Origin of the sequence: Aliidiomarina iranensis (genome assembly GCF_003987135.1) — a bacterium.
Taxonomy (GTDB): domain Bacteria; phylum Pseudomonadota; class Gammaproteobacteria; order Enterobacterales; family Alteromonadaceae; genus Aliidiomarina; species Aliidiomarina iranensis.
Genome location: NZ_PIPJ01000001.1, coordinates 576521 through 592121 on the forward strand (window position 1 = coordinate 576521; position 15601 = coordinate 592121).

A 15601-nucleotide genomic window follows, 5' to 3' on the forward strand; every position below is an offset into this window, starting at 1 on the left:
TTCCTGCTATAATCGCGCGGTTCCTAGTTGCTGAATGAGAGCAGTATTCATGACCAACGTTGCTAAAATGAAAATCGTTGCACAAACCCGTTTGCCAACCCAGTTTGCCGAGTTTACTTTGGTAGGCTTTGAAGATCCGAAAGGCAAAGAACATGTAGCGTTAACACTTGGTGATATCACCACAGATGAGCCTGTGCTGGCGCGTGTGCATTCAGAATGCTTAACCGGCGATGCTTTATTTAGCCAACGCTGCGATTGTGGCCCGCAACTTGAAGCGGCAATGCGCAAAATCGCCAATGAAGGCCGCGGCATTATCGTATATCTGCGTCAAGAAGGCCGTGGTATTGGTTTACTAAATAAAATTCGTGCATACGCTGAGCAAGATAAAGGTCTCGATACAGTAGAGGCTAACGAGATCCTGGGTTTTGTGGCCGATGCTCGGGAATATGATATCGCCGCAGGCATGTTGGCCGAGTTGGGGGTGCAATCAATTCGCTTGATGACAAACAACCCCAAGAAACTAGAAAAACTAGCTGAGTGTGGCGTTAAAGTTGTAGAGCGTATTCCTCACCGCACTGAAGGTACACCGCACAACGAGTACTATCTTGCCACAAAAACGAAGAAATTCGGCCACCTGCTGTAATTTGCGACCAACACGCCGTGAGTGCGGCGTGAGAACTTTGCCAAAGTACCCTGAAAGCCTTAAACTGTATGTGTTGTAACACTCTTATTACATAATTTAGGTGGATACGAAATGAAGAAGGTAACTTTGGTAGCCGCAAGCATTGCCTTGGCATTAGGCCTAGTAGCTTGCTCACCAGCAGAACAACCGCAAAATAACGCTCAGCAGAACCAGCAGGAAAATCAACAACAGAGCCAACAAGCTGAACAACAGCTCACCTCTGGCTTAATGCTTGAAGATTTCGATATGGACGTGCGTCCGCAAGACGATTTGTTCATGTTCGTAAATGGTACTTGGTACAACAATACCGAAATCCCTTCAGATCGCTCCACTTATGGTGCGTTCAATATGCTCGCCGAAGAAAATGAAATACGGCTACGTAGCATCATTGAAGATGCCGCAGCCACCTCGGCCGAGCCAGGTTCAAACGAACAAAAAATTGGTGATTTCTTCGCCAGCTTCATGAATGAAGATCGCATTGAAGAGCTAGGTATAACACCAGTTCAGCCTATGCTAGACCGTATTGCTGGTATCAAAAGCCACGCTGAATTAACGACAACCATGGCAGATATGCGCCGCAGTGGTTTAGGTGGGCCTTTTGGGTTTTACGTTTCAACCGATGCCAAGAACCCAGAAATCTATGCCCTTCACCTAAGCCAAGCCGGTTTAGGTTTACCCGATCGTGATTATTATTTCCGCGATAGCGAAGATTTCGAGAATATTCGTCAAAAATACGTGCAATACATGAGCGACATGCTCACTGCAGCCGGCCACACTGATGCCGAAGCCGCAGCACAACGCATATATGATTTAGAATACACGCTAGCCGGACATCATTGGACCCGTGCGGAAATCCGCGACGCAGAAGCCCGCTACAACAAAATGACCATCGACGAAGTACGAGAGTTAATGGGTAGCGTAGACTACGACGCCATGGCCGAAGTAGCCGGTATCGATCATGCCGAATACGTGATTGTAAATACACCATCATACATTGAAGCGCTCGGCGAACTTTACACCGAAACCGATCTGCAAACCTGGAAAGATTACCTGCAAGTTCGCTTAATGGGTTCGTTCGCATCGCGATTACACAAAGAAGTGGCTGATATCCAATTTGATTTTTATGCCACAACACTAAACGGTACGCCAGAACAACAAGAGCGTTGGAAGCGTGGCGTACAAGCCACAAATGGGGCCCTCGGTGAAGTATTAGGCCAAGAATACGTTGCTCGTCATTTCCCACCAGCAGCCAAAGAACGCATGGGTGAGCTAATCGATAATCTTCTCGAAGCTATGGAAGAATCTATCGAAGGCCTCGAGTGGATGACCGCCGAAACGAAAGAAAAAGCGCTCGACAAGTTAAACAACTTTACGCCGAAAATCGGTTATCCCGATGAGTGGAAAGATTATTCAGCACTGCAAGTTTCCGCCGACGATTTAATCGGCAACACAATTCGTGTATCGCAATTTAGCTACGACGAAAATATCGCGGATTTAGGCCAGCCAGTAGATCGCACACGTTGGGGTATGACGCCGCAAACCGTAAATGCTTACTACAGCCCAACCGCGAACGAAATTGTGTTCCCAGCCGGTATTCTGCAACCACCGTTCTTTGATATGAACGCAGAAGACGCCGTAAATTACGGCGGCATCGGCGCCGTAATCGGCCACGAAATTGGCCACGGCTTTGATGATCAAGGCTCTCGTTACGACGGCGGTGGCAACCTAGCCAACTGGTGGACCGAGCAAGACCGCGAACAGTTCGAAGCCAAAGCCAACATCCTCGTTGAGCAATATTCGCAATTCGAGCCGCTTCCAGGTATGAACGTCGACGGCCGCGTATCGCTCGGTGAGAACATTGGCGATCACGTAGGCCTCCTAAGTGCCTATCGTGCTTATCAGAAATCGTTAGACGGCGAATCATCACCAGTAATGGACGGTTTCACCGGTGAACAACGGTTCTTCATCAGCTGGGCACAAATCTGGAAAATCAAGTTCCGCGACGACGCCATGCGCGCGCAATTAGCCCGCGGCCCGCACTCACCAGGCAAATATCGCGCCCTAGGTGCACCGCGTAACATCCCAGGCTTCTACGAAGCGTTTGATGTGCAGGAAGGTGATGGGATGTATTTGGCTCCAGAAGAGCGTGTAATCCTCTGGTAGGAGGCTTGCCAGAATCAACGCTAGCGGCGTTATAATCGAAGCTCAATCGGTCACGTACTATTTGTACGCTCCCTCAATCGCTTCAATTATGCCTTGCTAGCCCCGATTCTGGCTGCGCCCTCGGGTGTGAGAAATCGACGCTAGCGGCGTTATAATCGAAGCTCAATCGGTCACGTACTGCATGTACGCTCCCTCAATCGCTTCGATTATGCCTTGCTAGCTCCGATTCTGGCTGCGCCCCTCGGGTGTGAGAAATCGAACAAATAAAAAAGGCCCCGCGGGGCCTTTTTCAGTGGGTGAGGGGAAGTTTAACTCTCCATCGCCCGATTGATCATCATGCGAAGATAATCGTAATGTGCAGTAGCTTCGAAATCCGAGCGACGCGGCGCGCGCATTGCTTTAATACGATTCAATTGCGCAGTTGCCGCAACCTTACTCATATTATCGTAGCTTGAGCTACCCTCAATACCAGCAACAGCGAGCAAGCGAGTGACATACTCGATTTGTAAGTTCTTCGCTGTTGTGGAGAGCGCTTTATCAGCTTGGAATACTGCATCGGTAAGATCACCCATCACTTCATGCAATGGATATTCATTGCCGTAACGCGTGGAATCAGTAATCCGTTGCAACACCGCCGGGTGCAACAAGTGATTAAAGGTATTGCGCTGCATATTCAAGATCATTTCATGGAATTGTGGATCTTCATTATTGCCATAATGGCTGAAACCACGGCGCTGGCGCTGCATGTATGCCAACACAGGTTCCATGTTAGTGAGTACATCAGGCGAATATACATAATCTTTCAGCGCTTGAATGGCCGCTTTTTGGCGTTCACGTGGTACCGGTGTAAATGGTTTCACATCATCCGCTTGTCCTACTACAGCACGTTCAATATAAACACCACCAACCTGGCGCGTAATCACACCCGCTTGGCTTGCGTACTGGCCAAACAAGCGGCTTGCTGAAGTAGCTGTACGCTGATGTGATTCGCCTTCTACGCGTGAACGCTCTAGCAAGTTACTCAGCGTATCATTTACCACAGCAAAACGGCCCACAGCGTAAGCCACTGGGTTCGAAGACATATCACCAATCATAATGTTCGGATCGATGTGGCGGCCCGGTGCACGCATATCATCGGCATCATTACCAAAGGCTAACGCATGCTCATGAGAACGGCTCAAAATTGCCTCTAAGCGCGCTTCTTCCGCTTCTGGATCATCCAGACCTTGTGAGTAACCATATTCGATAGCCCACTCATCATAAGGCCCCACTACGTATTGATAATAATCACCTTGCTCAGTGCCCGGCGGTGCAATATTCACTGGGGCATAATCCATCACTGAACCGGTAAGCACACCTTGGGTTAGTTCAGCATCATGAACTTCATTTTCATCCCAAAGGATAGAGGCCTTCATGTTGTGGTTTAAGCCCAGCGTGTGGCCCACTTCATGCAAAATCACATGAATCATACCTTGGCGAAGTAATTCATTTTCTTCAATTGATTCTGCGCCTAATAAATCCGCCATTGCGCTGCCAGCGATTAGGTTTTGATGAATCAAGTGGCCTTGGCTACAGTAAAGTTCTTGGCCTTGATGGTTGTGCTCTGCTTCACCGTGAAGTTGATCTTCTAACCAACGGTTCGTCATGTACACGTATTCCATCATGATATCAGCGCCAATTAGCTGGCCTGTTAATGGGTTTGCCAATGATGGGCCGTAACCGCCAAACGGTGGGCGTGGGGAAGAAGTCCAGCGCACAACATTATAGTTAATGTCGCCAGCATCCCATTCGGCATCGTCAGGTTGTACACGTACTTCAATGGCGTTTAGGAAACCAGCGGTTTCGAATGCTTTATTCCAAGCCAAAATACCTTCAGCCACTACATCGCGCCACTCTTCTGGCGTAGTGTTTTCAATCCACCAAACAATAGGTTCCACCGGCTCAGATAGCTCGGCAGAAGGATCTTTTTTCACTAAGTGCCAACGATTAATCACATCGTTAAAGGGGGCCCAATCGGCAGTGGTCATATTCGTGAACTGCTGACCAAAGTAGCCTACGCGAGCGTCATCACGGCGAGGTTGGAAATCGTTTTCTGGGATTTCAATAAAGGAATGTTGTAGTTTAATGGAGATAGAACGCGGATCGGTAACCCCACCGCTGCCCCAAACCACAGGATTAGGATTATTGAAAACATAATCCACTACGATATCCATATTATCTTCGTAAGCGCGTTGATTCACAATGCGTGATTGGCCTTGGCTTAAGCTACCTAGCGAAAACGATGGGCCTTGGCTATTTGGATTCGCCCATGGCGCTACCCGATGCAAAGCTTCACTCACGAATAATTCGTTACCATCGAGCAAAATCCGGCCTTCGCTTTCTTCTTTAATTTTTAAGCTAGCTACGGTGGCTTCGCTGATATTGGCATCTTTAGCGCGATATAAAGCGCTCTCGTCGTTGAAGTAGAAATTGTTGTTGAGCACTACCACATCAATGCGATCAAAATAACGGCGAAACTCAATCAGTTTGGTATCGCGATAGTTTCCCCGGAAATGTCCGGCTTCTACTACACCATCTACAGTGGCGGCGAAATAGATGAATGGCTTATCTAACTGCTCTTCTGAAATCGAAAACTGCATTGCGCCAGTTTCTTCATCTTGATAAAAGTTAAATAAACCTTCAGCTTTAGTTAAATCTTGTACGATTTCACTATACGTTTTGTCTTCTTCTTCAGCTTCCTTTGCTTCTTCAGCGTAAGTAAGCGATGAAAAAAGAATGGCAGCTAGGCTGCTTGCGATCAGTGTTTTTTTCATGATTAAGGGTTCCCTGATTAGTTAACACTCTGATTCTATCTATTCTTACGGAAAATTAACAAAGTGAAAACGGAAAAAAGTGTGTATTTGCGATAAAAGGGTACGTAAAACCCACAAATAACGGGTTAAAGCTAAAACAAATATAGCTAAAGATTTATTTTCAAGGCTTAGCCAAGCAAGCTACACTGAGCGCATGATTTCATTGCGCGCCATGCCTCGACATATTTTAGCGGCGATTCGGTATCACCGAAGGCCATTACTCGCGTTCCATTTATACTTCGCACTCCTTTCTATTTTGCTGTTGGCACCTTTTAGTGCTTGGCTACTGGCAGGTTTAATCCATTTAACCGGTAGCGATATGATCGGCAACGAAGAGTTACTGCTTTTTGCCATAAACCCAGTAGGTGTGTTGTGGCTATTGCTCTCTGCCACCTTGGCAGCCATGCTTATTTTTTTGCAACACGCCGGTATGATGTTAATCGCCACACGGGATGCTAGGGGGCGCTTTCACACCGCAGCGGGCGCCTTATGGGTGATTTGTAAGCGGTTACCGCAGCTCTTGAAACTCTCTGGCATGCAAGTGGCCGCGCACCTTGCGCTGTTGGCGCCGGTGCTCTTGTTATTAGCTTGGGCGTTCGAACAATTGCTTGGCGGCTATGATATTTATTTTGTGGTGAATAACTATCCACCAGAACTCTGGCAGTTTTTAGCCCTGTTAATAATTGCCGGCATTGTTGTAGCTCTAGTGAATGGTAGCCTGTATCTGCGGTGGATTTTAGCGTTACCCGTAATGCTTCTGGAAAACCTCAAACCCATTGCAGCCTTAAAAAGAAGCGCCGAACTCACTTGTGGTGCGCGCCGAAAAATAGCTTTCACGGTTCTCAGCATCGCTGGTGTAGTAGCAACTATTCCGCTACTCGTATCGTTTTTATTCGATAATCTTGGTTGGCTTATATTTCAATTTTTACCCCCTCAGCATCTGTTGGTGCTCGCTGTGATTGTGGGCCTTTTATTCAGTTATGCTTTGGTGAATTTAGCGGCGGGTTTCTTAGGTGTTAGCGTGAATAGTTTGCTGATTCTTAAGCTTTATCATCGCCGTTGTAAACGAAATCGCGGTGTTACCATAGACGATGAACCGAGGCATGTAGGTTATTTCGCTGTTGGTATTGAAGCGGTATTAGTGATATTTGCTGTGGTTCAGGTGGTTGTTGCCTTGCAGGTGTTTTCGCCACAAGATGATGTACTGAATATTGCCCATCGCGGTAATGCATGGGATACGCCCGAGAACACCGAATTTGCAATTAAACGTGCAATTGCCGATGGCGCACACTATGTTGAATTAGATGTGCGCCATACGGCGGATGGTGAATTGGTTATTTTGCATGATCGGGATCTCTTACGAATTGCCGGCGATAGGCGGCCGATTTGGCAAATACAGAGTAATGAATTAGCGGATCTAGATGTGGGGAGTTGGTTTCGCGATGATTTTCGTGCCGCTCGTATTCTCACCCTGGCCGAGGCGGTGGAACTACTGCGTGGTAGGGCGGGTCTGTATTTAGAGATAAAGGGCGCACCACAAATGCCCAATTTAGTAGCAAAAGTAATGGCGGAGTTGGATCGCTTAGAATTTACTGAAGAAACCGTGATCGCTTCGTTAGCGGGCACTGATTTACTGCAAGCGAAAGCGATAAATGCCGATATTCGCACCAGTTTATTAGTGCATACCTCGGTAGGGCGGGTTGAGGGGCAACCGTTTAATACGCTGGCGCTGCGCCAAGCTTTGGTGACACCGAGCAGGTTAAACAGAATTCGCCAATATGATCATGAGCTTCATGTATGGACATTGAATGATAGTGCAAGCATGGCCCGCATGGTTGATTTTGGGGTAGATGGTATTATTACCGATAGGCCCGATCTACTTGCCGCTGTGTTGGAAGAACGGGCTGAAATGAGTACGGTTGAGAGATGGTTATATCGTTTAAAACATTGGATTTGGTAGTTTAGTGGTTTGGGCGTGTTTCAATAACAGGGAAATGTATCATGATTACACAAGCTGAACGTTATATTCGCAGCCCAATTGGCACGCTGCACCTGCAGGCCAATCAAGAAGGGATTTTGGCGGTAAACTTTGTGAAAGTAATGCCGCAAGTAAACCATGGTTACCATACTCACAATCAAGCAAATCAGTGGCTTGATTCGCTAGAGCAGCAATTAAGCGAGTATTTTTCTGGTGATTTAGAAATATTTGAGTTGCCTTTAGTTGTTTCCGGTACTGAGTTTCAACAACGCGTTTGGGCGGCTTTAAGGGAAATACCTTATGGCGCCACTTGGTCTTATCGGCAACTTGCCGAACGCGTAGAAAGGCCTCGCGGCTATCAAGCTGTAGGGCAAGCGAATGGCCGTAATCCTCATGCCATTGTTGTACCCTGCCACAGAGTGGTACAAGCAAATGGCAGTATTGGCGGTTACGCCGGCGGTATCGAACGGAAAAAATGGTTATTAGCACATGAAGCAAACTGAATCTTGTTATTTATTGCCCTTGTTAGTGGGTGTTGCGGTATTGAGTTTAACGGGGTGTAGTGAGGCACCAAACAGGGCTGAATCGAATTGGCCCGAGGGTGAACTGCCCACCATTCAGCATCAGTTAGCGGCACTTACTGAGTTGCAAATGTCGGATTGGGATGGCTGTAATACTGATTTTGAAACTGGGCAAATTCTCGGTTCTCAAGGCTATCAAAATTATTGGGTGTGTTGGGGTACCACATCCTCAGAACACCGTTATGCTTTTACGCTATTAGCGGCTCCGGGGAATGAAACCGGTGGTCAATTAACACTTGAGTTTTTGCGTGGCCATGAGCAGGGTATGAACGCTTTGATTGGCACATATCTGGAGATGGCGGGCGTAGATGATGCGGATCAACGGCTGCGCATGCGCTCGGATATTAGCCGCTATTTAATTACGCCGCCGGATGTACGAACCATGATTCAGGCAAGCATGACACCGAACCGGTTACCGTTAGATATGGGCTATAATATGCCGCGCTCAGGTTACACCACCTTGCAGATTACCGCTCGTATGCAAAATAGCGAGCAACCAGAGCCGCCAGCCCATGAAGAATTGGGAGAACAAGAGCTGCGGCAACAAGAGCTGCCAGCAGCTGATGAGGGCGAAGAAACCAACGAATAGCACCGTTTCGGGTGCTATTTGCTGTACTCCGATTTGCGCATGATTAGGCTATACATTACAGGCACCACAATCAGCGTAAGCAGGGTGGCAAAGCCCAAACCGAACATGATAGTAACCGCCATACTGGCAAAAAACTCATCAAACAGCAGCGGAATCATGCCCAAAATAGTGGTTACCGCCGCCATACCTACCGGCCGTACCCGGCTTACCGAAGCATCAACTAAAGCCTGATACCCTGATTTACCACTTCGCTCTTCGGTAAGCACTTGCTCGAGCAAAACGATACCATTTTTAATGAGCATGCCGCTGAGGCTTAAAATTCCCAGCAGTGCCATAAAACTGAACGCTTGATTAGTGAGCAGTAAGCCCATAGTAACGCCGATAATCGAAAGCGGCACCGTTGTCCAAATTACCGCTGCGCGGCGCACTGAGCTAAATAACAGTACGGTAATAATAAACATGGCCAAATAGCCAAGCGGTAAGGTTTTAAACACCGCGGCTTTGGCATCACCAGACGCTTCATGCTCACCGCCCCAAGCCATTTCATAACCTGGAGGTAGTTCAATGGCGCTAATATCCATGGCAATGTTGGCAAATATCTGTGCGGGCGTGCCAGAAAAAAGCGGATCTGGATCTGCCATAACCGTTAACGTGCGCTTTCGATCGCGGCGATGAATAATTTGATCTTCCCACTCCAAAGGCATGGCATCCACCACTTGTGGCATGGGCACATAACGATTCAATGAATTACTGAACACCTGAATATCCTGCCATTGCTCTAAAAACACCCGTTCATTTTCCGGTGCACGAACAAGAATCGGCAGTAGCTCAGTGCCATCACGATAAATGCCAACGCGTTTTCCGCGGAAATTAGCAAGCAATAAATCATCAACATCTTGCTTGCTGATACCCACACGGCGGGCATGGGTTTCATTAAATTGGGGGCGCAATACTTTGGCGCGCTCGCGCCAGTTATCGCGCACATAGGCGAGCGCTGGTTCAGCGTTCAGAATCTCCTGTGCTTGTGCGGAAAGTTGGCGCAGAATATCCGGATCGGCACCACTAAAACGCACTTCAATCGCGGCCTTCACAGGCGGCCCTATTTCCATTCGCCGAATTTTCGAACCCGCATCGGGGTGAGCATTCGCCAAATAATCACCGGTTTTCCCCATTAAGCTCGGCAAAATATCGGTATTTTCCGTGCGCACAATTAACTGCCCATAGTTTTCATATTGCATTTCTACAATGTAAGGCAAGGTAAATCGAGGGGCACCTTGGCCAATGGTGGCAGCCACTTGGGTAATACCCTCTTGGCTACGCAACCATTCTTCTGCGCGCGCCATATCTTCCGCGGTTGCCCGAATATCGGTGCCTTGGGGGTACCATAAATCAACATAAAACACAGGGGTGTTCGAACTTGGGAAAAAGCTCTGTTTAACTTGCGTAAAACCAAACACAGAAACAACCAGCAATACAGCCATTAAGCCCATAGTAATGAAGCGAAAACGTAAGGCGGTTTTCAGTAAGCGCCGATACCCCGCATAAACTGGATTACTATATAAATCATTATCACTTTCAGCTTGCTTCACACTTTTTCGGAACAGGCGGTCGCCAAGAAACGGAATAAGCAACAATGCCGTGAGCCAACTTAAACTGAGCGAAATTAATAGCACCCAAAATAATGAACCGGCAAACTCGCCTGTGGCATCACTTGATAAACCAATTGGTGCAAACGCCAAGATGGCGATTAGCGTAGCGCCGAGTAAAGGCCAAGCATTTTGCCGTAATACGTTTTGTGCTGCCCGTAACCGTGTTTGCCCGCGCTGTACTCCAACGAGCATACCTTCAGTAATCACTATGGCGTTATCAACCAACATACCAAGCGCGATAATCAGTGCCCCGAGGGAAACCCGATGTAAATTAATGCCGGCCATGGCCATAAAGATAAAGGTGCCGAGCACGGTGAGCAGCAACACTAAGCCGATTAAAAAACCACTGCGCATACCCATAGTGAGCAATAAGGCCACAATTACTATCACAACGGCTTGCGCAAGATTATTCAAAAAGCCCGATACCGAGTTTTCCACTTCGGCAGGTTGATCGTAAATGGCATTTAGCTCCATACCAACGGGCGTGGCATAGGTAAGCTCGTAGATACGTTCGCGCAGTAGGGCTCCCACCTCAACCACGTTAACATCCCGAGTGAAGGAAACGCCGAGCCAAAGCGAGGCTTCGCCATCAAAACGGAGCATGTGGTTGGGAATGGGCTCTTGTTGCCGGTAGATATTGGCTACATCGCCCAAATAAATTTGTTCGCGAGCGCCGGGGTTGCTAATGATTAACGTATTGAGTTGCTCTACTGAGGTAAATTCACCACTGGTAGCAAAGCGCACGGCATCGTTTCCCAAGCGAACACGGCCCGCGTTGGAAATGGTGTTTTGGGTAGAAAGAAGATTATAAATACGTTCCGGTGGAATGCCTAAATTAGCCAAGCGAGCACGTGAAACTTCGGCAACAACTTGCTCTTGTTGCTTGCCGCTAATCACAACCTTGGCAACTCCAGGCACAAGCGCCAGTTCACGGCGCAAATATTTGGCATGATCATAGAGGGCAGGCAGGCTATAACCATCGCCAGTGAGTGCCAACAATACCCCATACACATCGGAGAAATCATCTTGCACCATGGCAGGGCCCGCGCCAGGCGGCAAATTGCGAGATTGATCGTTCACTTTCCGGCGCAGTTCATCCCAAATTTGCGGTAAGGCATCGGAGCGATAGGTTTCCCGCACCTCAACCATGATCTGCGAACGCCCGGGCATTGAACTTGAAGTAATATGCTTAATGTAAGGGAGTTCGTGGAGCGCGTTCTCCATTAATACCGTTACTTCTTCTTCTACTTGTTGGGCGGAAGCACCGGGATAAGGGGTGATCACTAAGGCTTGTTTAATGGTGAATTCAGGGTCTTCTAATCGCCCTAAACTCTGCAACGCCAAAAAGCCACCGATGAGCAGAACCAATAGTAAAATCCAAGAGCTAGTAGGGCGCTCAATGCTATAACGCGCAATATTCATGGGTTAAAGGCCCCGCTCACGAATCCAAGGGCGCACTTGCTCACCTTCTTCGAGCTGATGAACACCGGCGATAACCACGTGCTCGCCGATATTTAAACCATCTAAAATAGAAATGCTCGATGAACTCGCAGCACCAATGGTAACCTGTCTTGCTGTGAGCTCACCTCGGCTGCCTTCTGCCGCTGGTTCATACACCCAAACCATGCGGATATCTTCAGCTAGTGCACGATCAGGTGGCGTAAATACTGCGCCAATAGGAATATTTATTGAGTTTCCGTTCGTTGGCAACACTTGGTTACTATCGATCATCACTGAGGCGGTCATGCCGGGTAGAATATTGCCCGTTTCTGGTTTTGGCAGGGTAAATACAACGCGGTAAGTATTGGTTGCTGAATCTGCGATACGATCCCACTCGCGAATTTGGCCTTTAAAAACTTGGTTGGGTAAGCTTTCGAAGGTTATGTCTGGTTGATAGTTCAAATCCCGGCGTACTTGGGCGAAAAGCTGTTCCGGCACCTGAATGCGCACGTCCACCATATCGTCTACTTGCAGGGTGATAATCGGTTGTTGCGGGCCGATGTTTTCGTAGAGCTCAACATGTAAGTTGGCAATCACACCGGCAAAGGGCGCGTGCAATTCGGTGTAGCTCAAATTTGTTTCAGCGGTATTTAAATTCGCTTGAGCAACCTGTAATTCCGCTTTTGCTTCATCAAATTGGGAACGTGAGATGATATTTTGCTCCGCGAGTTGGGCGATACGATCGTATTGAGCTTGAGCGAGCTCCGCACGTGCTTTTGCTTGCTCTGCAGTTAGCCGATAATCAGTGGGGTCTAAGGCCGCAATTAAATCGCCTTTTTCTACCACATGGCCCGGGCGCCAAGGCAGCTCTATCAGCTCACCACCAACACGGAAAGTTAAATCAGCGGTTTGTGTAGCCTCAACAACGGCGGGAAAACTGCGAATATCTGCGTTGTGATCACTTCCCACGGTAATCAACTTCACCGGCCGTAAAGGTTTCTCGGTTTTTTCGGCTGTGGGCTCACTACAAGCGGAAAGGCCGAGTGTTGCGATAAGCAAAACGGCGATTGCGAATGGCCGGAAACAACGTGTAGAGAACTGCATGAGCAACAACCTTCCAACTAGTTAAGAAATCACCTACAGTGTAGTTTATTTATTTGTAAAGGAATATTTAAATTAACTTGCTATAATGTTAAGAAATACTGAATAAGTTTCTTTGTGTAATGAGTTTAGAAATATTAATTAAGCCATTAGGTATCGAATCGTTAAGGTAAGTAGGTGCATTCTTGAAGATATGGCCGTTAAAAGTATTGTTTACTGTGCTTGAGAAAGGTAGCTTGCATGAAGCCGCAAAAGTTTTGCACCGTACAGCACCTGCGCTCAGTATGACACTACAAAAACTCGAGGATGAAGTGGGGTTTGCCATTTTAGATCGCAGTGGTTACCGCTTGCAGCTCACCGCTCAAGGCACCCAGTTTAAGCGGCATGCAGAAGAGCTGATGCGGCAACACGAACGCTTAAACTCGGCAATAGGCCAGCTTCGTGAGGGCGCAGAGCCGCAATTACGCATCGCCTATGATTACACCTGTAACCCAGAACTATTAATCGAGGCACTGCGTGAAGTGCAGCAACACTTTCCTTTCACAGAAGTCATTGTATCCGGCCATTCGCAGTTAGAATCACTACAAGATATTCAATCGGAACGGGCTGATTTAGCTCTCACACCATGGTTGCCTACATTTCAGCAATTAGCAGATTTTGAAAGCTTGCGCATTGGCGATTTTCAGCTGGTGGTAGTGATGGCGCAAAGTTTAATCAACGAACATGGGCTACCAAGAACACGAGATGCGTTGAGTGCGTTGCCCTATATTCTGCCGAAAGAACTGAACATGGGTATCAACCCAGAACAGATTTACCGTGTTTCGGGTAGTTCGCGATTACGGGTAAACGATGCGCATACCTTGGTACAGTACGTTAAGGCCGGCATGGGTTGGGGCGTGGTGCCGAGGGATTTAATTAGCCGTGAGTTGAAAAATAAAAAATTAGTGGAAATTGATATTCCCGGCTTTCTTGATCATATTCATGCGGAGATTCATGTGGTAAAAATGGCCGCAAAACTTCTAGGCCCAGCGGGCCAGTTAGTTTGGGATACGTTCGCCCAACAGCACAGGCGCTAGGTTACTAAAAACGGAGATACAGCAGGCCAAGCAGTAAACTGTAAAGGAGGCCTGCTAAGGTGTGAGTTACGGTATAAACCGCGATAAAGATGAAATAGATATGAATTTTAGGGCATAAACAATGAGTGTAGCGAGTAACGAAAGCAAGGCGCCGGAAAAGAATTCAAATCAAGCTCATGCCATTCCATTTGCTGAGGCCTTAGCGATTTGGTGGCGTATCGGCTTACTTAGTTTCGGTGGGCCAGCGGGGCAAATTGCTTTGATGCACCGGATGATTGTCGAAGAAAAAAAATGGCTCGATGAATCACGTTTCTTGCATGCACTGAACTACTGCATGTTATTGCCCGGCCCAGAGGCGCAACAGCTTGCAACCTACGTGGGTTGGCTGCTGCATGGAGTGAAAGGTGGTTTGGTTGCCGGTATTTTGTTCATTTTACCGGGCGCGGCGATGATTTTGGCGCTTTCTTGGGCTTATGTGTTATTGGGTGATGTGAGCTTGGTGGCGGGCCTTTTGTTTGGCCTGAAAGCAGCGGTGTTGGCGATTGTATTTCAAGCTATGATCAAACTCAGCCAACGGGCACTAAAAACCCCGATTGCAGGTGTGCTCGCGGTAGCCGGCTTTTTGGCACTCTTCGTTTTTGATGTAGCTTTCCCTTTTGTAGTGCTGGGAGCCGCACTAGTAGGCTGGCTGTTCGCCAGTAAAATTAACGCCCAAACAGCCGCTCCGAATGATGTGCTCAGCACTGATATCCGCCCCGGCACTAAACGCGCAGCATTTATTTGCGCTGGACTTTGGTTGTTATCGGTTGTTGCCTTAATCGCGCTGTTTGGCGATAGCTCGGTATGGGCGCAAATCGCGTTGTTTTTCTCAAAGCTTGCAGTGGTAACCTTTGGTGGGGCCTATGCCGTGCTGGCTTATGTGGCGCAGCAAGCTGTTGAACTCTACGGCTGGTTACAGCCGGGTGAAATGCTCGATGGCTTAGGGTTGGCGGAAACAACACCGGGGCCACTTATTTTGGTTACCCAGTTTGTTGGATTTTTAGCAGGGTTTCGCGAAGCCACCGGCATGCATCCGCTACTCGGCGGAACATTGGCAGCGCTACTGACCACTTGGGTAACCTTTTTACCCTGTTTTGTATGGATTTTTGCCGGTGCACCCTATGTTGAAAAGCTCCGTGGTATGCCGCGTTTAAGCGCCGCTTTATCTGCGGTAACCGCTGCGGTAGTGGGGGTTATTGCAAATTTGGCCCTTTGGTTTGCTTTAAATTATTTGTTCGCCACTACGTTTACTTGGGAAACCGCAGGTATTTCCATTCTCCTACCTGAAGTTTCTTCTTGGGTTGCTGGGGCTTGGGCACTTACCGCTTTTGCATTTTTGTGTATGTTTGCGTTTAAACTGGGGTTGTTCTCGCTACTCGGTTTATTGTGTGCAAGTGGTATCCTTTTGCAGTGGTTGATATAAAACCGTTATGTTCGCATCCATGATTAAC

General features: G+C 47.9%; 10 protein-coding genes. 7 read left to right on the forward strand and 3 right to left on the reverse strand.

Annotation, left to right across the window (positions count from 1 at the left end; translation table 11 throughout):
- The first annotated feature begins 49 nt into the window (after positions 1-49).
- Both ribA and CWE08_RS02635 read left to right on the forward strand, forming a co-directional pair.
- The gene (ribA, locus tag CWE08_RS02630; protein WP_126765311.1) at positions 50-643 is read left to right on the forward strand and encodes a GTP cyclohydrolase II; all 594 of its coding nucleotides are present in this window, start codon (positions 50-52) and stop codon (positions 641-643) included.
- A gap of 111 nt (positions 644-754) precedes the next feature.
- Positions 755-2845 carry a M13 family metallopeptidase gene (locus tag CWE08_RS02635; protein WP_126765313.1) on the forward strand — a complete coding sequence of 697 codons (2091 nt, stop codon included), beginning with the start codon at positions 755-757 and terminating at the stop codon, positions 2843-2845.
- Positions 2846-3153: 308 nt separating this feature from the next.
- Here CWE08_RS02635 and CWE08_RS02640 read toward each other — a convergent pair whose 3' ends face one another.
- Positions 3154-5658: a zinc-dependent metalloprotease gene (locus tag CWE08_RS02640; protein ID WP_126765315.1), complete on the reverse strand. Its 2505-nt coding sequence runs from the start codon at positions 5656-5658 to the stop codon at positions 3154-3156.
- A gap of 211 nt (positions 5659-5869) precedes the next feature.
- On the opposite strand from CWE08_RS02640, the gene CWE08_RS02645 reads away from it, so the two are divergent.
- From CWE08_RS02645 to CWE08_RS02655, 3 genes are read left to right on the forward strand one after another with little or no spacing between them, the layout of a single operon-like run.
- Positions 5870-7657, forward strand: a complete 1788-nt coding sequence (locus CWE08_RS02645) for a glycerophosphodiester phosphodiesterase family protein (RefSeq protein WP_198677035.1) — start codon at positions 5870-5872, stop codon at positions 7655-7657.
- A 41-nt stretch (positions 7658-7698) separates the two neighbouring features.
- Positions 7699-8178, forward strand: a complete 480-nt coding sequence (locus CWE08_RS02650) for a methylated-DNA--[protein]-cysteine S-methyltransferase (RefSeq protein WP_126765319.1) — start codon at positions 7699-7701, stop codon at positions 8176-8178.
- Positions 8165-8845, forward strand: a complete 681-nt coding sequence (locus CWE08_RS02655; RefSeq protein WP_126765320.1) for a hypothetical protein — start codon at positions 8165-8167, stop codon at positions 8843-8845. Before CWE08_RS02650 ends, CWE08_RS02655 begins: the two co-directional genes overlap by 14 nt.
- Before the next feature lie 14 nt (positions 8846-8859).
- Here the strand turns inward: CWE08_RS02655 and CWE08_RS02660 are convergent, their stop codons facing one another.
- The gene (locus CWE08_RS02660) at positions 8860-11916 is read right to left on the reverse strand and encodes an efflux RND transporter permease subunit (RefSeq protein ID WP_126765322.1); all 3057 of its coding nucleotides are present in this window, start codon (positions 11914-11916) and stop codon (positions 8860-8862) included.
- Between the two features lie 3 nt (positions 11917-11919).
- A complete protein-coding gene (locus tag CWE08_RS02665; RefSeq protein ID WP_126765324.1) occupies positions 11920-13038 on the reverse strand; it encodes an efflux RND transporter periplasmic adaptor subunit in 1119 nt (372 codons plus the stop codon).
- Positions 13039-13220: 182 nt separating this feature from the next.
- Here CWE08_RS02665 and CWE08_RS02670 point away from each other — a divergent pair, with 182 nt between their 5' ends.
- Complete coding sequence (locus tag CWE08_RS02670; RefSeq protein ID WP_126765326.1) at positions 13221-14111, forward strand: LysR family transcriptional regulator; 891 nt, start codon at positions 13221-13223, stop codon at positions 14109-14111.
- Between the two features lie 121 nt (positions 14112-14232).
- Positions 14233-15573 carry a chromate efflux transporter gene (gene chrA, locus CWE08_RS02675; RefSeq protein WP_126765328.1) on the forward strand — a complete coding sequence of 447 codons (1341 nt, stop codon included), beginning with the start codon at positions 14233-14235 and terminating at the stop codon, positions 15571-15573.
- The last annotated feature ends 28 nt before the right edge of the window (positions 15574-15601 follow it).